Source organism: Gordonia sp. DT218 (assembly GCF_049847105.1).
Lineage (GTDB): Bacteria > Actinomycetota > Actinomycetes > Mycobacteriales > Mycobacteriaceae > Gordonia.
In genome coordinates, this window is record NZ_JBNCNS010000005.1 from 442,691 (window position 1) to 463,399 (window position 20,709).

The 20,709-nt window shown below is 67.6% G+C and carries 18 protein-coding genes and 1 riboswitch; of the genes, 17 read left to right on the plus strand and 1 reads right to left on the minus strand.

All coding sequences use genetic code 11. The features are described from left to right. Positions 1–37: 37 nt before the first annotated feature. From fmt to ppc, 17 genes are all read left to right on the plus strand, one after another. Positions 38–976, plus strand: a complete 939-nt coding sequence (gene fmt / locus ACPXCG_RS20335; RefSeq protein ID WP_425793938.1) for a methionyl-tRNA formyltransferase — start codon at positions 38–40, stop codon at positions 974–976. Beyond that, complete coding sequence (locus ACPXCG_RS20340) at positions 973–2,334, plus strand: RsmB/NOP family class I SAM-dependent RNA methyltransferase (RefSeq protein WP_425793939.1); 1,362 nt, start codon at positions 973–975, stop codon at positions 2,332–2,334. Before fmt ends, ACPXCG_RS20340 begins: the two co-directional genes overlap by 4 nt. A 71-nt stretch (positions 2,335–2,405) precedes the next feature. Next, positions 2,406–3,107, plus strand: coding sequence for a ribulose-phosphate 3-epimerase (rpe, locus tag ACPXCG_RS20345; RefSeq protein WP_425793940.1), 702 nt, complete (start codon positions 2,406–2,408; stop codon positions 3,105–3,107). A gap of 7 nt (positions 3,108–3,114) precedes the next feature. Continuing rightward, positions 3,115–4,140 carry a bifunctional diaminohydroxyphosphoribosylaminopyrimidine deaminase/5-amino-6-(5-phosphoribosylamino)uracil reductase RibD gene (gene ribD, locus ACPXCG_RS20350; RefSeq protein WP_425793941.1) on the plus strand — a complete coding sequence of 342 codons (1,026 nt, stop codon included), beginning with the start codon at positions 3,115–3,117 and terminating at the stop codon, positions 4,138–4,140. Positions 4,141–4,261: 121 nt separating this feature from the next. After that, a riboswitch (FMN riboswitch) is annotated at positions 4,262–4,419 on the plus strand. Positions 4,420–4,483: 64 nt separating this feature from the next. After that, a complete protein-coding gene (locus ACPXCG_RS20355; RefSeq protein WP_425793943.1) occupies positions 4,484–5,158 on the plus strand; it encodes a riboflavin synthase in 675 nt (224 codons plus the stop codon). Between the two features lie 3 nt (positions 5,159–5,161). After that, positions 5,162–6,493 (plus strand): bifunctional 3,4-dihydroxy-2-butanone-4-phosphate synthase/GTP cyclohydrolase II, encoded by a 1,332-nt coding sequence (locus tag ACPXCG_RS20360; protein WP_425793945.1) that lies wholly within the window; start codon positions 5,162–5,164, stop codon positions 6,491–6,493. Continuing rightward, positions 6,490–6,975, plus strand: coding sequence for a 6,7-dimethyl-8-ribityllumazine synthase (gene ribH, locus ACPXCG_RS20365; protein ID WP_425793947.1), 486 nt, complete (start codon positions 6,490–6,492; stop codon positions 6,973–6,975). The genes ACPXCG_RS20360 and ribH overlap by 4 nt, the downstream gene beginning before the upstream one ends. A gap of 47 nt (positions 6,976–7,022) precedes the next feature. Continuing rightward, a complete protein-coding gene (locus ACPXCG_RS20370) occupies positions 7,023–7,430 on the plus strand; it encodes a PH domain-containing protein (RefSeq protein WP_425794021.1) in 408 nt (135 codons plus the stop codon). 146 nt (positions 7,431–7,576) lie between these two features. Beyond that, a complete protein-coding gene (gene uvrC / locus ACPXCG_RS20375; RefSeq protein WP_425793949.1) occupies positions 7,577–9,646 on the plus strand; it encodes an excinuclease ABC subunit UvrC in 2,070 nt (689 codons plus the stop codon). After that, on the plus strand, positions 9,639–10,571 hold the full coding sequence (gene rapZ, locus ACPXCG_RS20380) for an RNase adapter RapZ (protein ID WP_425793951.1): 933 nt from the start codon (positions 9,639–9,641) through the stop codon (positions 10,569–10,571). The genes uvrC and rapZ overlap by 8 nt, the downstream gene beginning before the upstream one ends. Next, positions 10,568–11,593 carry a gluconeogenesis factor YvcK family protein gene (locus tag ACPXCG_RS20385; RefSeq protein WP_425793953.1) on the plus strand — a complete coding sequence of 342 codons (1,026 nt, stop codon included), beginning with the start codon at positions 10,568–10,570 and terminating at the stop codon, positions 11,591–11,593. The genes rapZ and ACPXCG_RS20385 overlap by 4 nt, the downstream gene beginning before the upstream one ends. A gap of 223 nt (positions 11,594–11,816) precedes the next feature. Beyond that, entirely contained in the window at positions 11,817–12,794 is a 978-nt protein-coding gene (gene whiA, locus ACPXCG_RS20390) for a DNA-binding protein WhiA (protein WP_425794023.1), read from the plus strand. A gap of 147 nt (positions 12,795–12,941) precedes the next feature. Then, complete coding sequence (gene gap, locus ACPXCG_RS20395; RefSeq protein ID WP_425793955.1) at positions 12,942–13,958, plus strand: type I glyceraldehyde-3-phosphate dehydrogenase; 1,017 nt, start codon at positions 12,942–12,944, stop codon at positions 13,956–13,958. 35 nt (positions 13,959–13,993) lie between these two features. Continuing rightward, positions 13,994–15,205 (plus strand): phosphoglycerate kinase, encoded by a 1,212-nt coding sequence (locus ACPXCG_RS20400; RefSeq protein WP_425793957.1) that lies wholly within the window; start codon positions 13,994–13,996, stop codon positions 15,203–15,205. Further along, on the plus strand, positions 15,205–15,996 hold the full coding sequence (gene tpiA, locus ACPXCG_RS20405; protein WP_425793958.1) for a triose-phosphate isomerase: 792 nt from the start codon (positions 15,205–15,207) through the stop codon (positions 15,994–15,996). The genes ACPXCG_RS20400 and tpiA overlap by 1 nt, the downstream gene beginning before the upstream one ends. 305 nt (positions 15,997–16,301) lie before the next feature. Next, entirely contained in the window at positions 16,302–16,535 is a 234-nt protein-coding gene (gene secG / locus ACPXCG_RS20410; protein ID WP_164307914.1) for a preprotein translocase subunit SecG, read from the plus strand. Between the two features lie 165 nt (positions 16,536–16,700). Next, positions 16,701–19,553 (plus strand): phosphoenolpyruvate carboxylase, encoded by a 2,853-nt coding sequence (gene ppc / locus ACPXCG_RS20415; protein ID WP_425793959.1) that lies wholly within the window; start codon positions 16,701–16,703, stop codon positions 19,551–19,553. 62 nt (positions 19,554–19,615) lie between these two features. Here the strand turns inward: ppc and ACPXCG_RS20420 are convergent, their stop codons facing one another. Beyond that, positions 19,616–20,314, minus strand: coding sequence for an NAD(P)H-dependent oxidoreductase (locus tag ACPXCG_RS20420; protein WP_425793961.1), 699 nt, complete (start codon positions 20,312–20,314; stop codon positions 19,616–19,618). Between the last annotated feature and the right edge of the window lie 395 nt (positions 20,315–20,709).

Below are 20,709 nucleotides of genomic sequence, written 5' to 3' on the forward strand. Positions count from 1 at the left end.
GCACGGACATCACCGTCGTCCGGGACGAAAGGGTCGTATGAGGGTCGTATTCGCCGGAACCCCGGAGGTGGCGGTGCCGTCTCTGCAGCTACTGCTGCAGTCCCCGCAGCACGAGGTGGTCGGGGTGATCTCGCGTCCCGATGCCGCGTCGGGGCGCGGTCGTTCGGTGGTCCGGTCGCCGGTGGCGTCCCTCGCCGACGAACACGGCCTCGACGTGATCACCCCGCGACGGCTCAGCGATCCGGGGGTGCTCGACCGGCTGCGATCCTGGCGACCCGATGGCGGAGCGGTCGTCGCCTACGGTGGGCTGGTTCCCGCCGGCCTGCTGGACCTGCCGACCCATGGTTGGATCAACCTGCACTTCTCGGTGCTGCCCGCCTGGCGGGGCGCGGCACCTGTCCAGCACGCGATCGCCGCGGGCGACGAGATCACCGGCGCGAGTACGTTCCGGTTGGAGGAAGGCCTGGACACGGGGCCGGTCTACGGTCTGATCACCGAGAACATCGCGTCTGCCGACACCAGCGGGGATCTGCTCGGACGGCTGTCGAAGGCGGGCGCGCACCTGTTGCTGTCGACGCTCGACGGCGTCGAGTCGGGCACGCTGACCCCGGTGGCCCAATCCGCCGCAGGCGTCAGTCACGCACCGAAGGTCGACGTGGACGACGCGCGGATCCGATGGGATCTGCCCGCCCACATCGTCGACCGACGAATCCGGGCACACACCCCGGCACCCGGCGCCTGGACCACCCTCGACGGTGCCCGTATCAAGGTCGGTCCGGTGTCGCCGCTCGAGGTTTCCGACGGCCCGGCCCGGCCCGCGCCCGGCGCGCTGGTGGTGGCGAAACGTTCGGTGGACATCGGTACGGCCACCGGACCCGTGCGACTCTCCTGGGTGCAGCCGCCCGGGAAAAAGGCCATGCCGGCAGCGGATTGGGCGCGCGGTGCACATCTGGGAGACGGGACGGTGGTGGAATGAAGCGCTCGCCGATGATCCGCGACAAGTCGGTGGACCCCGCTCGGGCGGCGGCTCGGGACACCCTCCGGGCAGTTCGCGAACGGGATGCGTATGCCAACCTCATTCTGCCGAAGATGCTGCGGGAGAGGGGGATCACCGGTCGCGACGCGGCCCTGGCCACCGAGCTCACCTACGGTTCGGCCCGCGCTCAGGGATTGCTCGACGCGGTCATCGCCTCGGCCGCCGATCGTCCGGTCGACCAGATCGACGGTGGGGTGCTCGATGTACTGCGGCTCGGTGTCTACCAGTTGTTGCGCACCCGGATCGGCGCACATGCGGCGGTCTCGACCTCCGTCGACCTGATCCGATCAGAGGCGGGGATGGGCCCGGCGGGCTTCGTGAACGCGGTGCTGCGCAAGGTGTCCCAGCGTGACGAGGACCTCTGGATCGACGACCTCGCGCCCTCGATCGCCGACGATCTGATCGGGAACCTGGCCTTTCGTTACGCCCACCCACGGTGGATCGCGCAGGTGTTCCATGACGCTCTGGGTGGTTCCGCCGGTCAACTCCAGGCGGCGCTGGCCGCCGACGACGAACGCCCGCCCGTGCACCTGGTGGCCCGCCCGGGTCTGATCACGGCCGAGGAACTGGCTCTGGTCAGCGACGGCGAGGTGGGGCACTACTCGCCGTACTGCGTTTATCTCCCGGGTGGTGACCCGGGAGACCTCGAGGCCGTCCGCGACGGCTACGCCGGCGTGCAGGACGAAGGCAGTCAGCTCGTCGGTCGTGCGATGACGGTGGCCGAGGTGGCCGACGACTCCGGTCGTTGGCTGGACATGTGCGCAGGCCCCGGGGGAAAGGCGGCGCTGGTGGCGGCGATCGCCGACATCGACGGTGCGCGCCTGGACGCGGTCGAGGTGTCAGATCATCGTGCCGAACTCATCCGCAAGGTCGTCCGTGACCTGCCGGTCGATGTGCACGTGGCCGACGCGCGCTCGAGCGGATTGGCGCCGGGGTATGACCGCATTCTGCTGGACGCGCCGTGCAGCGGGCTCGGTTCGCTGCGCCGTCGGCCGGAGGCCCGGTGGCGGCGCACGTCCGACGACGTGGCCGAACTCGTCGTGCTGCAGCGCGAACTCCTCGCCGAGGCGCTGCGGTTGCTCCGGCCCGGGGGCGTGGTCGTCTATTCGACCTGCTCACCGCACCCGGCCGAGACGACCGGGGTGATCGCCGACATCCTGGCCGCCCATCCGGAGGTCGAGCAGATCGACGCCCGTCCGTTGGTGTCCGCCGACGCATTGGGCGACGGGCCGCATGTCCAGCTGTGGCCGCATATCCACGGCACCGACGCGATGTTCCTGGCGGCCCTGCGGCGCTGAGCGCCGCTGCCCGCCGACGACACCCGAGACCGACGCTGCCGGACGGACCGTGCGCCCTACAATCTGAGGCCATGTGTGATTCCGGATCTGCCCCGATGATCGCCCCGTCCATCCTTTCCGCGGATTTCGCGAATCTCGCCGCCGAAGCCGAGGCCGTCGCCGGGTCGGGAACCAATCGCGCCGACTGGCTGCACGTGGACGTCATGGATGCCCACTTCGTGCCCAACCTGACGCTGGGACTCCCGGTGGTGGAGAGCCTGCTGAAGGCGACCGACATCCCGTTGGACTGTCATCTGATGATCGAGGACCCGGGCCACTGGGCTCCGCCGTACGCCGAGGCGGGCGCCTACAACGTCACCTTCCATGCCGAGGCCACCGACGATCCGGTCGCCGTCGCCCGTGATGTCCGGGCAGCAGGCGCCAAGGCTGGTCTGAGCATCAAGCCGGGCACCCCGCTCGAGCCCTACCTGGAGATCGTGCGCGACTTCGACACGCTGCTCATCATGAGTGTGGAGCCCGGGTTCGGCGGACAGAAATTCATGCCCGAGGTCCTGGCCAAGGCCCGCGCGATCCGGAAGATCGTCGACTCGGAGGGTCTGCGGCTGCTCGTCGAGATCGACGGCGGCATCAACGCCGACACCATCGAACAGGCCGCCGAGGCGGGGATCGACTGCTTCGTGGCGGGGTCGGCCGTCTACGGGGCCGCTGATCCCGGCGCCGCCGTCGGTGCACTGCGCGCGCAGGCCGCGGCCGCGCGCGCGAGTGCGGGCTGACCGCGACATGGTCGACGATCCGGTGCCGGCAAGAACGGACATGGCGCGCGCGATGGATCTGGCCATCGACGAGTCGCGCCACGCGCAGGGTGCCAGCTCGCCCAATCCGCCGGTGGGTGCGGTGATCCTGTCTGCCGACGGCGCGATACTCGGCCGCGGCTTCACCCAACCGGTCGGCGGCCCGCATGCCGAGGTGATGGCCCTGCGCGCGGCCGGCGCGGCGGCCGCCGGGGCGACGGCGGTGGTCACGCTCGAGCCCTGCAATCACACCGGGCGCACCGGCCCCTGCACACGAGCACTCATCGATGCCGGCGTCACCGCCGTCTACTACGCCCTCGACGATCCGAATCCGGCCGCGGCCGGGGGAGCGCAGACGATGCGCGACGCCGGGCTGACCGTGGTCGGCGGTATCCGAGCCGGCCAGGCCGAGGTCGGCCCACTGCGGGGATGGCTGTGCCGGCAACGGCATGGTCGCCCGTTCGTGACTGCGAAGATCGCCGCGAGCATCGACGGACGAGTCGCCGCACCGGACGGCACCAGCCAGTGGATCACCGGTGCGCTCGCCCGCCGCCGAGCGCACCGACAACGCGCCACGCTCGACGCGATCGTGGTGGGTACCGGGACCGTGCTGCGCGACGACCCTGCCCTGACGGCCCGACACGCCAACGGCGACTTGCGTACTCATCAGCCGATCCGGGTGGTGATGGGGCAGCGGGATCTCCCCGCGACCGCGCAGGTCGCCGACGGCGACGCGCCGCTGAGACACGTCCGCACCCACGATCCGGCAGCGGTGCTGGCCGACCTCCCGGACGCGTTGTGGGTCCTCGTGGAGGGCGGGCCGTCCATCATCGGGGCATTCCTCGCCGCGGATCTCGTCGACGAGATCGAGGCGTATGTGGCACCGATGGTCCTCGGCGGTGGCCCGGCGTCGGTGGCCGTCCCCGACGTGGCGACACTGGCCGACGCGAGGCGCTTTTCCCTCAGCTCGGTCGAAACGCTCGGTTCCGATGTGCTGCTGCGTCTGTCCCGCTGAGCTGTACTGCGCTGAGCTGCACTGCATTGAGCTGCACTGCGCCGGGCGGGTCTGTGCTCGTGATCTCACCTGTGACGGACGCGAAATGTCACGGTGAGTTGGGGCGTGCTAATTTCGATAACAGAGTTCTCGGGGCGGGGTGTGATTCCCCACCGGCGGTGATGGTGTCCTCCCACACGAGGGGATGTCGAGCCCGCGAGCGCCTGCCGGCCGGCAGGGACAGCAGATCCGGTGTGAATCCGGAGCCGACGGTCATAGTCCGGATGTGAGAGAACGGGCACCACCGACGGCCGCCCTCGTCTCACCTCGCTGCATGCTCCGAGCGAGTACTGAGGAGCGCCACGTGTTTACCGGGATCGTCGAGGAACTCGGCACCATCGTCCGTCGAGACGATCTGACCGATGCCGCCCGACTGACCGTCCGCGGACCCCTTGTGACCAGCGACGCCGAGTTCGGTGACTCGATAGCGGTCAACGGCGTGTGTCTGACCGTCGTCGAGCAGGGACCGGACGAGTTCACCGTCGATGTGATGGCCGAGACCCTGCGACGCAGTTCGCTCGCCGCACTCGGTACCGGCAGTCCCGTGAATCTCGAACGAGCGATGGCCGCCGGCGGACGTTTCGGGGGTCACATCGTGCAGGGGCACGTCGACGGCGTGGGCGAGGTCGTCTCCGTCACTCCGTCGGACCATTGGACGATCGTGCGGATCGCCGTCCCGGACGACCTGAGCCGCTACATCGTGGAGAAGGGTTCGATCACCGTCGACGGGGTCTCACTGACCGTCGCGGCACTCGGCACCTCCCCCGGGACGGGGTCGTGGTTCGAGATCTCCCTCATCCCCACCACGCTGAAACAGACCAACCTCGGGGTCGCCACCACGGGCAATCCGGTGAACCTCGAGGTCGACGTGATCGCCAAGTACGTCGAGCGCCTGCATCCCGCTCTGCGGGACCAGGTCGACTCGCGGGTGCCGGTCGCAGGCGACGATGGCGTGCGTGACGCGTCAGGAGTGGAGTGAATGATGACGAGTGAAGCAGCAGTGGGCAGCGGCGACCTTGCCGATCCGCCGGGCCGGGTGGCGCAGGCCGACGTCCGGCTCGACTCGGTCGAGCGGGCGATCGCCGACATCGCGGCCGGAAAGGCCGTCGTGGTGGTCGACGACGAGGACCGCGAGAACGAGGGCGACCTGATCTTCGCCGCCGAGAAGGCGACGCCGGAGCTCGTCGCGTTCATGGTGCGCTACACCTCGGGCTATCTGTGTGTGCCGTTGGCCGGCGAGGACTGCGACCGTCTCGGCCTTCCGCCGATGTACTCCATGAACCAGGACAAGCACGGGACGGCGTACACGGTCACCGTCGACGCGCGCGAGGGCATCGGCACCGGGATCAGCGCGTCCGACCGGGCCACCACGATGCGACTCCTGGCCGATCCGGACAGCAGTGCGGTCGACTTCACCCGGCCCGGCCATGTGGTGCCGCTGCGTGCCAAGGAGGGCGGCGTGTTGCGCCGTCCCGGACACACCGAGGCAGCGGTCGACCTCTCCCGACTCGCCGGGCTGTCGACCGCCGGGGTGATCTGCGAGATCGTCAGCCAGAAGGACGAGGGCTCGATGGCGCAGACCGATGAGCTCCGGGTGTTCGCCGACGATCACGACCTGGCCCTCATCTCGATCGCCGATCTCATCGCATGGCGCCGTCGCCACGAGAAGCATGTCGTGCGGGTCGCCGAGGCACGCATCCCCACCCGGCACGGTGACTTCCGTGCGGTCGGGTACTCGAGCATCTACGACGACGTCGAGCATGTGGCGCTGGTCAAGGGCGACATCTCGGGGCCGGACGGACACGGCCACGACGTTCTGGTGCGCGTGCATTCGGAGTGCCTGACCGGCGACGTCTTCGGGTCCCTGCGCTGTGACTGCGGACCCCAACTCGATGCCGCGATGGAGATGGTGGCGGCGGAGGGACGTGGCGTCGTGCTGTACATGCGGGGTCACGAGGGACGCGGCATCGGCCTGCTCCACAAACTGCAGGCGTATCAGCTGCAGGACTCCGGATCGGACACCGTCGATGCGAACCTTCAGCTCGGCCTGCCCGCCGACTCGCGCGATTACGGGCTCGGCGCGCAGATCCTCGTGGACCTCGGCGTCAGCTCGATGCGCCTGCTCACGAACAACCCTGCCAAGCGAGTCGGCCTCGACGGGTACGGCCTGCAGATCGTCGATCGCGTGCCGATGCCCGTCCGGGCGAACTCGGAGAACCTGCGGTACCTGCGGACCAAGCGTGACCGGATGGGCCACGACCTGGTGGGTCTGGACGAGTGGGTGGAGAGCGACGGGGAGGCGGGGCCGGCGTGAGCGGACACGGTGAACCCACCTTGGATCTGGCCGACGCGAGCGCGGTTCGACTGGCGATCGTCTCGTCCCAATGGCACGCCACGATCTGCACCGCGCTGCTCGACGGCGCCGTGCGCGCCGCGGCCGAACACGGCGTGACCGATCCCACGGTCGTGAATGTGGCCGGGGCCATCGAGCTGCCGGTGATCGTGCAGGCGCTGGCTCGCAACCATGATGCGGTGGTGGCTCTCGGTGTGGTGATCAAGGGCGAGACACCACATTTCGATTACGTCTGCGATGCGGTGACCGCAGGCCTGACACGGGTGTCGCTGGACGAGTCGACGCCGGTCGGCAACGGGGTGCTGACGACGCTGACCGAGGAGCAGGCGCTGGCCCGGGCGGGTCTGCCCGACTCCAAGGAGGACAAGGGTGCCCAGGCGACGACAGCGGCGCTCGCCTCCGCGCTGACCTTGCGAGCGCTGGCACCGGGTGAGCTCAGGTGAGCGCCGGTACGACCGTGGCGTGGGACCTCGACTACCGGCCGCACCGGATGCCGCGTGTGGCGATCGTGGCGGCCGTGGTGGTCCTCGCGATCCACATCACCTTCGCCGCACTGCTGACCATCTCGGACACCGGTGTGCATGTCGGCGGCGCCGACCAGTTCGGGCTCGCCCTGATCGGGCTGGTGGAAGCCGGCGTGATCCTGCTGTTCACACAGCCGAGGCTTCGGGTGGGACCGGCCGGCGTGGCGATCCGCAACCTGTTCGGTGAGCGGGTGTTCGGGTGGGACCGGGTGCGCGGGATGACCTACCCGGACAAGGGCTTCTCCGCGCGCCTGTTGCTCCCCTCCGACGAGCACGTACCGGTCCTCGCAGTGCAGGCCTGGGACTCCGATCGTGCCGTCGACGCGATGACGCGATTCCGGGAGCTGGCAGAGCAGTACCGCGCCGGCGGCTGATCGGGTAGTCGACGAGCGCAGCTGGGAGGCCGATCCGCCGGATCGAGCCCGTCGAGTTCGAGATCTCACCTCCGAAGACCGCGGGGCCGGCCCCCGACCGGTCGCCCTGCCGATTCCCGTCGCAGGCCTCGACTAGCCTGGGATCCGTGGCCGACCCGACAACGTACCGTCCAGCCGCGGGCACGATTCCCACCGAACCCGGGGTCTACAAGTTCCGCGACGCGCACGGTCGGGTCATCTACGTCGGCAAGGCCAAGAACCTGCGCTCGCGACTCACCTCGTACTTCGCGGACCTGGCTTCGCTGCACCCCCGTACCCGGCAGATGGTCACCACGGCGTCGTCGGTGGAATGGACGGTGGTCGGCACCGAGGTCGAGGCGCTGCAACTCGAGTACAACTGGATCAAGGAATTCGATCCGAGATTCAACGTCCGGTATCGCGACGACAAGAGTTACCCGGTCCTCGCCGTCACGCTGAACGAGGAGTATCCACGGCTGTTCGTCTACCGCGGTCCCCGACGTCGCGGGGTGCGTTATTTCGGCCCGTATTCCCACGCCTGGGCGATTCGCGAGACCGTGGATCTGCTCACGCGGGTGTTCCCGGCGCGTACCTGTTCGACCGGGGTCTTCAAGCGACACAGGCAGATCGACCGTCCCTGTCTGCTCGGCTACATCGACAAGTGCTCGGCGCCGTGCGTGGGACGGGTCACCGCCGACGAACATCGCGCGATCGTGGACGACTTCTGCGACTTCCTGGCCGGTCGCACGGATCAGATGATCCGCCGGCTCGAACGTGAAATGGGCTCGGCTGCAGAAGATCTCGATTTCGAAAAGGCGGCAAGGCTGCGCGACGACGTGGCGGCGATGCGGCGTGCGATGGAGAAGCAGGCGGTGGTCCTCGGCGACGGGACCGATGCGGACGTCGTCGCCATGGTCGGCGACGATCTGGAGGTGTCCGTCCAGGTGTTCCATGTCCGCGACGGTCGCGTGCGTGGTCAGCGCGGCTGGGTGGTGGAACGTGCGGACGACGACTCGATGGGGGAGCAGGTGGCGCAGTTCGTCACCCAGTTCTATGGCACGCAGGCCGATCTCGACGCCTCGGTCCAGATCGACGACGACCGACTGCGTGGCGAGTCGATCCCGCGGGAGGTCCTCGTCCCCGAATTGCCCGACGAGCACGAGGATCTGCAGCAATGGCTGTCGGATCTGCGTGGCAGCAGGGTCGCGCTGCGCGTGCCGCAACGCGGCGACAAGAAGGCACTGTTCGAGACGGTCGGGCGCAACGCCTCGGAGGCGTTGGCACAGCACAAGTTACGACGCGCAGGCGACTTGACGACACGTTCGGCGGCGCTCACCGAGTTGCAGGAGGGACTCGGTCTGGACCAGGCCCCCCTGCGTATCGAGTGCATCGACATCTCGCATGTGCAGGGCACCGACGTGGTGGCGTCGCTGGTGGTGTTCGAGGACGGTCTACCGCGCAAATCGGACTACCGCCACTACTCGATCCGGGCCGCCGCCGGAGATGGCCGCTCGGATGACGTCGCGTCGATCGCCGAGGTCACCCGTCGCCGCTTTCTCCGGCACCGTCAGGACCAGGAGGCCCCGGCACAGTCGGCCGTCGACCCGGAATCGGGGCGCCCCCGAAAATTCGCCTACCCACCAAACCTTTTCGTGGTGGACGGCGGTGCGCCGCAGGTCCACGCCGCGGCGTCGGTGCTCGACGAGCTCGGTGTGAACGACGTGGCAGTCATCGGGTTGGCCAAACGGCTGGAAGAGGTATGGGTTCCGGGTGATGATGAACCGGTGATCCTGCCACGGACCAGTGAGGCCCTGTTCCTGCTGCAGCGTGTCCGGGACGAGGCGCACCGATTCGCGATCACCTTCCATCGCAGCAAGCGCAGCAAGCGGATGACCGAGTCGGTGCTCGACGGGGTGCCCGGCCTGGGACGGACCCGACGCACCGCGCTGGTGACCCATTTCGGTTCGGTCGCCCGCCTGCGGGAGGCGACCCTGGAGGACATCTCGGGTGTGCCCGGTATCGGGATGGCCACCGCCCGCGCGGTCCGTACCGCGCTCGCGGACGACGTGGCCCCGGCCGGCGCCACGACGACGGATGCCACCGACACCTACGCCACAACCACCGATGCCACGACAGTCGATGCGAAACCAGCCGACGCGCACACAGCCGATCGAGTGGAGGAGACGACGGGTGACTGACCCAACCGATGCGACCGGCGACGGCACCGCCACAGACGCCCGGTCCGAGTTGACGGTGTTGTTCGTGGCCGGGATGTCCGGGGCCGGGCGATCGACGGCGGCGAACGTGCTGGAGGACGACGGCTGGTACGTCGCCGACAACGTCCCCCCGACGTTGATCTCCACGATGATCGAGATGGTCCGGGCGAGCGATCCGGACATCACTCGGCTGGCGATGGTGATCCGCGCATCCGACGACGAGATCGGCGGGCAACTGGACCGACTGCGAAAGACGTTGGAGGCGTCCGGCGCACATACGAAGGTTCTCTTCCTCGATGCGAGCGACCAGATCCTGGTCCGCCGGTTCGAGCAGGTCCGACGTCGACATCCATTGCAGGGACGGGAGACGCTGATCGACGGGATCGCCCGCGAGCGGGTCATCCTTGCGCCCATCAAGAGTTCCGCCGACCTGGTGGTGGAGACGTCGGCGCTGACCGCCGCGAAACTGCGTGAGGTCATCGAAGGCGTGTACCCGGACGAGGCCGACAACCTGCTGAGCGTCGCTGTGCAGTCCTTCGGGTTCAAGTACGGGCTGCCGATCGACTCCGACCTCGTCGCAGATGCCCGGTTTCTGCCGAATCCGTACTGGGTGCCCGAACTGCGAGAGCAGAACGGACGAGGCGACGCCGTACGCGACTACGTGCTCGGGCAGGACGGCGCCGGACACTTCGTCGATCTCTACCTGGAGATCCTCGATATCGTGTCGACCGGCTACCTGCGAGAAGGCAAGCGGTACATGACCATCAGTATCGGATGCACAGGTGGCAAACACCGGAGCGTCGCGATCGCCGAGGAGATCGGCCGCCGTCTGCGGGCGATGACGGATCGGACCGGCGCGCCCAACTACGACGTGCGCGTCATCCACCGTGATCTGGGGCGCGAATGAGTCGCGGGGGCGGCGCCGAGCCGGGCCGGATGCGGATCGTCGCGCTCGGTGGCGGTCACGGTCTGTACGCGACCCTGACCGCGATGCGGTACCTCAGTCCCGACGTCACCGCCGTGGTGACCGTCGCCGACGACGGCGGGTCGTCGGGCCGGTTGCGGGCCGAGCTGGGCGTCATCCCGCCGGGTGACCTGCGGATGGCGCTGTCGGCCTTGATGTCTGCGCCGGCCGCCCTGGCCGCCCGGGAGGGGCAGCCGGGCCGGCTCGATCCGGCCGGACACGAGTTGTGGACCAACACCTTCCAGCATCGGTTCGGGGGTTACGGCGCTCTCGCCGGTCACCCGATCGGCAATCTGCTGTTGGCCGGCCTGACCGAGGTGACCGGCAGTCCGGTGGCGGCGCTCGACGAGCTGATCGACGTGTTCGACATCGACGGCCGCGTGCTGCCGATGTCGACGGTCCCGCTGGAGATCGAGGCCGACGTCTCGGGTCTGGAGAGCGACCCGCGGATCAGCCGATGCATCCGTGGGCAGGTGGCGGTGGCGACCACACCGGGAAAGGTGCGGCGGGTCCGGCTGCTCCCGGCCGAGCCGCCGGCGTGTGCGGAGGCGGTCGAGGCGATCCGGAACGCCGACGTGGTCGTGCTCGGGCCCGGGTCGTGGTTTTCCAGCGTGATCCCGCACGTCCTCGTACCCGACCAACTGAATGCGTTGCGGGAGACCGCCGCCCGCAAGATACTGTTCGTCAACCTCGCACCGGAACCGGGGGAGACGACCGGTTTCTCCGTCGAACGGCATCTGCACGTGCTGCATGCGCACGCGGATGTGTTCCGGGTCGACGACGTGATCGTCGACGCCGCGTCGGTGCCGGCCGGCCGTGAGCGGGATCACCTGGTGCGGGCCGCTGCGTCGTTCGGCGCACAACTCCATGTCGGCGACCTCGCGGTTCCCGGTCGGCACGTCCATGACCCGGAGAAAGTTGCCACCCTGGTGAACGAACTGTGCGAAGGTGAATTGGGTCGATAAGCTGTCCGGGCGCAAGAATCTTCAGTCGTGACCACCGATGACGGCGACATGTCGGTGAGACGTCAGGAGTACGAGGTCGACCACCGTGCGGCCGGGATTCGGGGGCGAGCACCCCGGCGATCCGCACGCAGTGGCGCGGACGCGACCGGAGCACGGCTCCCGGCGGGACCACGGCGCGACCCGGGACAGGAGGACCGTGACAGGAGGGCAGGGACCGGTGGCGATGACCGCGGCGGTGAAGGATGAGCTTTCGCGACTGACCGTGACCCAGATGAGTGCACGCAAGGCCGAGGTGTCGGCCTTGTTGCGATTCGCGGGCGGCCTGCACATCGTGGCGGGCCGGGTGGTGGTGGAGGCCGAAGTGGATCTCGGCAATGTCGCCCGTCGCCTTCGCCGAGAGATCTTCGACCTCTACGGCTACGGCTCCGACGTCCACGTGCTGCGCAGTGGCGGCATCCGCAAGGGTGCGCGCTACATCGTTCGTGTCACCAAGGACGGCGAAGGTCTCGCGCGGCAGACCGGCCTGCTGGATCTGCGCGGACGCCCGGTCCGGGGGTTACCCGCCCAGGTCGTCGGCGGAAGTGTCGCGGATTCGGAAGCCGCCTGGCGCGGTGCGTTTCTCGCCCATGGTTCGCTCACCGAGCCTGGACGGTCATCGGCGCTCGAGGTCAGCTGCCCCGGCCCGGAGGCCGCGCTGGCGCTCGTCGGGGCGGCCCGGCGACTCGGGGTGTCGGCCAAGGCCCGAGAGGTGCGTGGGGCCGACCGTGTGGTCATCCGCGACGGAGAGGCCATCGGTGCGCTGCTCACCCGGATGGGTGCCCACGACACCCGGCTGGTGTGGGAGGAGCGTCGGATGCGGCGCGAGGTCCGTGCCACCGCAAACAGATTGGCCAACTTCGATGACGCCAACCTGCGGCGTTCGGCGCGCGCCGCCGTCGCGGCGGCGGCCCGGGTGGAACGTGCGCTCGACATCCTCGGGGACGAGGTCCCCGATCATCTGATCGCGGCCGGGCAATTGCGCGTCACCCATCGTCAGGCCTCACTGGAAGAACTCGGTCAGCTCGCGGATCCGCCGATGACCAAAGACGCGGTGGCCGGACGGATCCGTCGGCTGCTGTCGATGGCGGACAAGAAGGCGCGCACCGACGGGATCCCGGACACCGAATCGGCGGTGACGTCCGACCTCCTCGACGAAGCGTGAGGCGGGCGGGTCAATCAACCCCTTAGATCACTCATCGTGTGGTGGCCTACTAGGCTGAGGTGTGCCGTGGGTACGTTCACCTTCGCCAAACACCGACCGCGACCCCGGCCGCAGCGCTCGATGATGAACACGCTAAGGAGCACAACAGTGACTGTACGGGTAGGCGTCAACGGATTCGGCCGGATCGGCCGCAACTTCTTCCGCGCCATAGAAGCACAGAAGGCATTGGGGACCACCGATATCGAGATCGTCGCGGTCAATGACCTGACCGACAACGCGACTCTCGCGCACCTGCTCAAGTTCGACTCGATCCTCGGGCGTTTCCCCGAGGACGTCAGCGTCGACGGCGACTACATCGTCGTCGGAGACAAGCGCATCAAGGCGCTCGAGGTCAAAGAAGGACCTGCCGCCCTCCCCTGGGGTGACCTGGGCGTCGACGTCGTCGTCGAATCCACCGGTATCTTCACCGCCCGTGCGAAGGCGCAGGGCCACCTGGACGCGGGTGCCAAGAAGGTCATCATCTCGGCGCCCGCCAGCGACGAGGACATCACCATCGTCATGGGCGTCAACGACGACAAGTACGACGGCAGCCAGAACATCATCTCGAACGCGTCCTGCACCACGAACTGCCTCGGGCCGTTCGCGAAGGTCCTCAATGACGAGTTCGGCATCGTCTCCGGTCTGATGACCACCGTGCATGCCTACACCCAGGATCAGAATCTGCAGGACGGTCCCCACAAGGACCTGCGTCGTGCGCGCGCCGCTGCGATCAACGTGGTCCCCACGTCGACGGGCGCGGCCAAGGCGATCTCGTTGGTCATCCCGGAACTGAAGGGCAAACTCGACGGCTACGCGCTGCGTGTCCCGATCCCCACCGGCTCGGTCACCGACCTCACCGCGGTCCTCGAGAAGTCCCCGAGTGCCGACGAGGTCAACGCGGCCATGAAGGCTGCCGCCGAGGGGCCGCTCAAGGGCATCCTCAAGTACTACGACGCACCGATCGTGTCGAGTGACATCGTCACCGACCCGCACTCGTCGCTGTTCGACGCCGGACTCACCAAGGTCATCGGCAACCAGGTCAAGGCCGTCTCCTGGTACGACAACGAGTGGGGCTACTCGAACCGTCTCGTCGACCTCGCCGGCCTGGTCGGCAAGTCGCTCTAGTACCTCACCCTCGAAGACTCTGGAGCAACCCTGCCATGGGCGTACCCACGCTGAAAGACCTTCTGGAAGAAGGCGTTTCGGGTCGGGGAGTGCTGGTCCGGTCGGATTTCAACGTCCCTCTCGACGGGACGACGATCACCGATCCGGGCCGCATCCTGGCCTCACTGCCGACCCTGTCGGCGCTGGTCGACGCAGGTGCCAAGGTGATCATCACCGCGCATCTGGGCCGGCCGAAGGGCGAACCCGACCCCAAGTACTCGCTCGCGCCGGTGGCCGAGCGACTCGGTGCCGAACTCGGACGTAATGTCCAGCTCGCGGGCGATGTGGTCGGTACCGACGCGCTGGCCCGCGCCGAAGGGCTGACCGACGGTGACGTCCTGTTGCTGGAGAATGTGCGGTTCGACCCGCGCGAGACCTCCAAGGACGAGGCGGAACGGGACTCGCTGGCCAAGGCGCTCGTGGAGCTGGTCGGCGACGACGGTGCCTTCGTCTCGGACGGCTTCGGTGTGGTGCATCGCAAACAGGCCTCGGTGTACGACGTCGCCAAGCTGCTCCCGCACTATGCCGGGAAGCTCGTCGAGGCCGAGGTCGAAGTGTTGTCGAAACTGACCCACGAGGTTTCCCGGCCCTACGCGGTCGTCCTCGGTGGATCGAAGGTCTCGGACAAGCTCGGCGTGATCGAGGCGCTCGCTCCCAAGGTCGACACCTTGGTCATCGGCGGCGGCATGGCGTTCACCTTCCTTGCCGCGCAAGGGCATCCGGTGGGCACATCGCTGCTCCAAGAAGATCAGATCGGTGTGTGCAAGGACCTCCTGGACCGGTTCGGTGACGTGATCCGACTGCCGGTCGACGTGGTGGTGGCCGACAAGTTCGCTGCCGACGCAGAGTCGAAGACGGTGTCGGTCGAGGAGATTCCCGACGGGTGGATGGGTCTGGACATCGGGCCGGAATCCGTCAAGCGGTTCGCCGCGGTGCTCTCGGGCGCCGAGACGGTGTTCTGGAACGGGCCGTCGGGCGTCTTCGAATTCGAGAAGTTCGCGGCGGGTACGCGGGGCGTCGCGGAGGCCATCGCCGCCACCACCAAGGGCGGGGCATTCACCGTCGTCGGAGGTGGCGACTCGGCTGCCGCGGTACGAACCCTCGGATTGCCGGACAGCGATTTCTCGCACATCTCGACCGGCGGCGGAGCGTCGTTGGAATACCTGGAGGGCAAAGAACTGCCCGGCCTGAAGGTCTTGGAGAATTGATGGCGGCCAAACGCAAACCGCTGATCGCGGGCAACTGGAAGATGAACCTGAATCATCTCGAAGCTATCGCGCTGGTCCAGAAGATCGCCTTCGCTCTGCCGGCAAAGTACTTCGACAAGGTCGACGTGACGGTCATGCCGCCGTTCACCGACATCCGCAGTGTGCAGACCGTGGTGGATGGCGACAAGCTCCTGATCACCTACGGGGCGCAGGATCTGTCGGAGCACGATTCGGGTGCGTACACCGGCGAGATCAGCGGTTCCTTCCTGGCCAAGCTGGGGTGCACGTTCGTGGTCGTCGGACATTCCGAGCGCCGCACCCTGCATGCCGAGACCGATGAGGTGGTGCTCGGCAAGACCAAGGCAGCACTGCGGCACGGACTCACGCCGATCGTGTGCATCGGAGAGGGACTCGAGATCCGGGAGTCGGGCGAACACGTCGCGTACAACGTGACCCAGCTGAAGGGCTCGCTCGCCGGTCTGAGCGCCGACGAGATCGCGAAGGTCGTCATCGCCTACGAGCCGGTGTGGGCCATCGGAACGGGTCGCGTGGCGAGCGCCGCCGATGCGCAGGAGGTGTGCGGCGCGATCCGCGGTGCGCTCGGTGAGATCGCCGACGGCGCCACCGCGGATTCGGTCCGCGTGCTCTACGGCGGGTCGGTGAACGCGAAGAACGTCGGCGACATCGTCGGCCAGCAGGATGTCGACGGTGCTCTCGTCGGTGGCGCCTCGTTGAAATCTGACGAGTTCGCGACCCTGTCGGCGATCGCCGCAGGCGGCCCACTGCCCTGACCCACACCCCAACCCCCTAACCCACCCACCCACTCACTCACCAACACCCGGAACGTACCCCGCAGCCGCGACCCTTTCCGTCATCCGCGACGGCAAATCCGGGTCGCGGATGACGGGAACCGTCGCGGCTGCAGAATGGGCTGCGCGGTGGGGACGGGGTGTGACGGGGTGGGGAGGGTCGGGGTCGGTGAGGCGTGACGCGTAGACTGTGGCAGGTTGTGCCCGTCCAGCGGGCGTGACCTGCCACAGTTGCCTTTTGTCGACCGCAAAGGTCGAAGTACCCGACCGAACAGGACTGACTACACGTGAAGCTCGCACTCGACATCGGATTGGTCATCACCAGCGTGCTGATGGTGGTACTGGTGTTGCTGCACCGCGGCAAGGGCGGCGGTCTGTCGTCGCTGTTCGGTGGCGGTGTGCAGTCCAGCCTGTCGGGGTCGAGCGTCGTCGAGCGCAACCTCGACCGCCTGACCGTTTTCGTCGGGCTCATCTGGTTCATCTTCATCATCGGCATCGGCGTCGACATCAAGCTCTCCTGAGCGACCCGCCGACATCACCTCGATCAGTCCGGCCCGCGGCCGGACTGACCCCGTCTGAGGGGTGTTCGGCATCTGACGGCGAATCCTTCCGCGGTGACAGCGGTCTCTCGGACCGGATCCCGGCCCGAGATGCCCCCGCCCGCGAATGACGGGATACTGGACGTCATGAGCGAAGCGATCTCGTCTGCCTCGAACACGTCCCGTGGTGCGCCTGCCTGGCGGCCGTCGATCTCCATCGTCGACCACATCTCCGTCGACGACGAGGGTCGAGCCCTCACCGAACCGTTGCGTGAGGACATCCGGCTGCTCGGCGGGATCCTCGGCGACATGGTTCGCGAGCATTCCGGCACCGAGGTCTTCGATCTCGTCGAGAACGCCCGGGTCGCGGCCTTCCGGATCCGACGTTCGGAGATCGATCGCGACGTGTTGGCCGACATGTTCACCGATCTGGACATCCGGGTCGCGTTGCCGGTGATCCGCGCGTTCACCAACTTCGCGTTGCTGGCAAATCTCGCCGAGGACATCCACCGAGAGCGTCGCCGGACGATTCATGTGCGTGCCGGGGACCCTCCCCAGGACAGCAGTCTGGCCGCCACCTATGCCAAGCTCGCGGCTGCCGGATTGACCGACGAGCAAGTGGGTCGTGCGCTCGCCGACGCCACCGTGGTCCCCGTCATCACCGCCCACCCGACCGAGACACGCCGCCGAACGATCTTCGAGGCCCAGAATCGCATCACCGAACTGATGCGTTTCCGTGGCCGCACCGAGCTGACCGCGGACGAGGATGCGGAGGTCACCGAAGGGATTCGGCGACAGATACTGACGCTGTGGCAGACCGCACTGATCCGCCTCGAACGCCTGACCATCCAGGACGAGATCCGTTCCGGCCTGCGCTACTACGACGCCTCGTTCTTCGACGTCGTGCCGAAGATCAACACCAAGGTGCGCGCGGCGTTGCGATCTGCCTACCCCGATGCGGGTCTCGCCGACGACCCGATGATCCGGATGGGTTCGTGGATCGGTGGTGACCGCGACGGCAATCCGTACGTCACCGATGAGATCGTGACGATGGCGACGACACGCGCCGCGGAGACCGCGGTGGCGCACCATCTCGCCGAGCTCGAACGGCTCGCGGAGGAACTGAGCATGTCCGCGCGGCTGATCACCTCCACCGATGCACTGCTGGAACTCGCCGATGTATCCGCCGACGACCCGGCAGCCGACGAACCGTTTCGTGCGGCGCTGCGCCACATCCGGTCCCGTCTGGCGGCGACCGCGAACACAATGTTCGACACCGAGTTCCTGTCGTCGGGCGAACTGTTCCTGGTCGACGGCCGCAGCCCCTACGGCTCGGCCGACGATCTGCTCGGCGATCTCGACATCATCGACGTCGCCCTGCGGGACAACCACGACGACACCATCGCCGACGACCGTCTGTCGCGGTTGCGGGAGAGCGTTCGGACCTTCGGTTTCAACCTCTCCGGCCTGGACATGCGGCAGAACTCCGACATGCACGAGGAGATCATCGCCGAACTGCTGGCCTGGGCAGGCGTGCATTCCGACTACCTGTCGCTGGGTGAGGCAGACCGCGTCGAGATCCTGACAAAGGAACTGGCGGCGCGGCGCCCGTTGACGAGGCCGGATGCCACGCTCAGCGAACTCGCGACCAAGGAACTGAACATCGTCCGCGCGGCGGCGCGAGCGGTCGACAAATTCGGCCCGCAGGCCGTGCCGAACTACGTCATCAGCATGTGCACCTCGGTCAGCGACATGCTGGAGCCGATGATCCTCCTCAAGGAGGCGGGGCTGATCGACATCGACGCGGAGAGCGGAAAGCTGACGTCGACCGTGCGGGTGGTGCCGCTGTTCGAGACCATCGAGGACCTCCAGCAGGGCGCGGAGACGCTGTTGGCGGCGTTGGACATCCCGCTCTATCGCGAACTCGTCGAGGAACAGTCGGGTATGCAGGAGGTGATGCTCGGTTATTCCGACTCGAACAAGGACGGCGGCTACATGGCCGCGAACTGGGCGCTGTACCGCGGCGAACTCGACCTGGTCGAGGCGGCCAAGAAGGCCGGTATCCGGTTGCGCCTGTTCCATGGTCGTGGCGGCACCGTGGGTCGCGGCGGCGGGCCGAGCTATGACGCCATCCTGGCGCAACCGCCCGGTGCGGTGCAGGGTTCGCTGCGGATCACCGAGCAGGGCGAGATCATCGCCGCCAAGTATGCGGAACCGGTGCTGGCGCAACGTAATCTGGAGACCCTGCTGGCCGCGACGATCGAGTCGTCGCTGCTCGATGTCGAGGGGCTGGGCGACGATTCCGAAGGCGCCTACCGCGATATGGACGAGATCGCCGCACTGGCGCGCTCGGCCTACAGCGAACTCGTCCACGAGACACCGGGTTTCGTCGAGTACTTCACCACCTCGACCCCGCTGTCGGAGATCGGTGCACTCAACATCGGCAGCCGTCCGGCGTCCCGTAAACAGACCGAGAAGATCTCGGATCTGCGAGCCATCCCGTGGGTTCTGTCATGGACCCAGTCGCGGGTCATGCTGCCCGGTTGGTACGGCACGGGCTCGGCCTTCCGAGAGTGGGTCGCCGACGACGACAAGCGGCTGGCGACTCTGCGGCGCTACTACGAGGAATGGCCGTTCTTCCGGACCGTCATGTCGAACATGGCGCAGGTGCTCGCGAAGTCGGACATGGGACTGGCCCACCGCTACGCGCAACTGGTTCCCGACGAGACGTTGCGTGACACCGTGTTCGGCATGATCGTCGACGAACATGAGCGCACCATCGAGATGTACGCGAAGATCACCGGCACCGACGACCTGCTGATCGACAACGCCGCCCTCAAGCGTTCGGTCTACAACCGGTTCCCATACCTCGAACCCCTCAACATGCTCCAGGTGGAACTCCTGCGCCGGTTCCGCGCCGGCGAGGACTCGCCTGCGGTACGCCGCGGCATCCAGCTCACCATGAACGGGCTCGCGACGGCGTTACGGAACTCGGGGTAGCGCCGCCTTCCCGCCGTCAGCAACCGGTTTCGCGTCGTGAGCACCCCGCAACCGGGTCGAGATCACCGGTGACGGTGGGCCATGGTGTCGCAAGCGCCGGGGGACATGTGGGGTAGCAAGCGGATCGAATGGTCGTAGTACTGCTCGTCGAGCGGGAGATACGGAATCGGATCCTCGTCGCGGAGTCTGACGAGACGATCGGTGAGATCGACCTCGATCTCACCGATCGTCGACTCGTCGACATCGCGGGCGCGGGTGACGAGATGTGGTCGCAGCGCCTCCATGCCGCTATACCAGAGTGTCCCGTGCAACGTGGTCCAGAGCACGTCCTCGATGTCTCCGCTGATCCCACGTGGTCCGAGACTCCCCGGGCGATCGCCCGCGGTGACGATCGTCAGTGCGCGTCGCCCGACGAGTCCGCCGTCACCGTATTTGCGGGCGCGGCCGGTCTCCGTCGCGATCACGTCGTAGGCGAATCCGCGTTCGAAGACCCGGTCCACCCATCCCTTCATGATCGCGGGCATCCCGTACCACCAGAGCGGGAACTGGAGGACGACGAGATCGGCGGCACAGAGCTTGGCCTGCTCGGCCTCCACGTCTTCGCCGCCCTCGTCGCGAAGAACGGGGTCCCAGTTCATCGCGTAGAGATCTGACTGGCTTACCTCCCAGCCATTTTCGCGCAGCGCACGCACTCCGACGTCACGGAGGCGGCCACTGAGGGATTCGGAGTCGGGGTGTGCCAGGACCCAGAGCGCTCTCATGTCCATGACAACGCGATCGGCGGCCCGTGGCATTCCGTCGAACCACGGTGCCGCGACGTCGCGAGCTCAGGATCGGCGGACGCTGCCCGATCCGGTAACCAGACCGTCCCGTGCACTTCGTCTGCGGTGATGGTGCCGATCGACCGTGTGTCGACATAGTCGCCGTGCTCGAGATCGTCGAGAAGCGTGCGGAGGCTTCTCTCCTGACACGGGTCAGCGCTGCGGCGCTGTCGTCTGATGATCCTGTCCGCTCGTGGCGAACCCGGGTCGCCACCGATGCCCGGACGCTTCCGACCACTGCTTCCGCGGGGCGGCGGTCGTCGGCGAACAGCCTTCCCCGTCGGCCGGGGGGACTGGTCGTGTCACGGCCTGTGGTGCGGAGGCACCAGGACAGG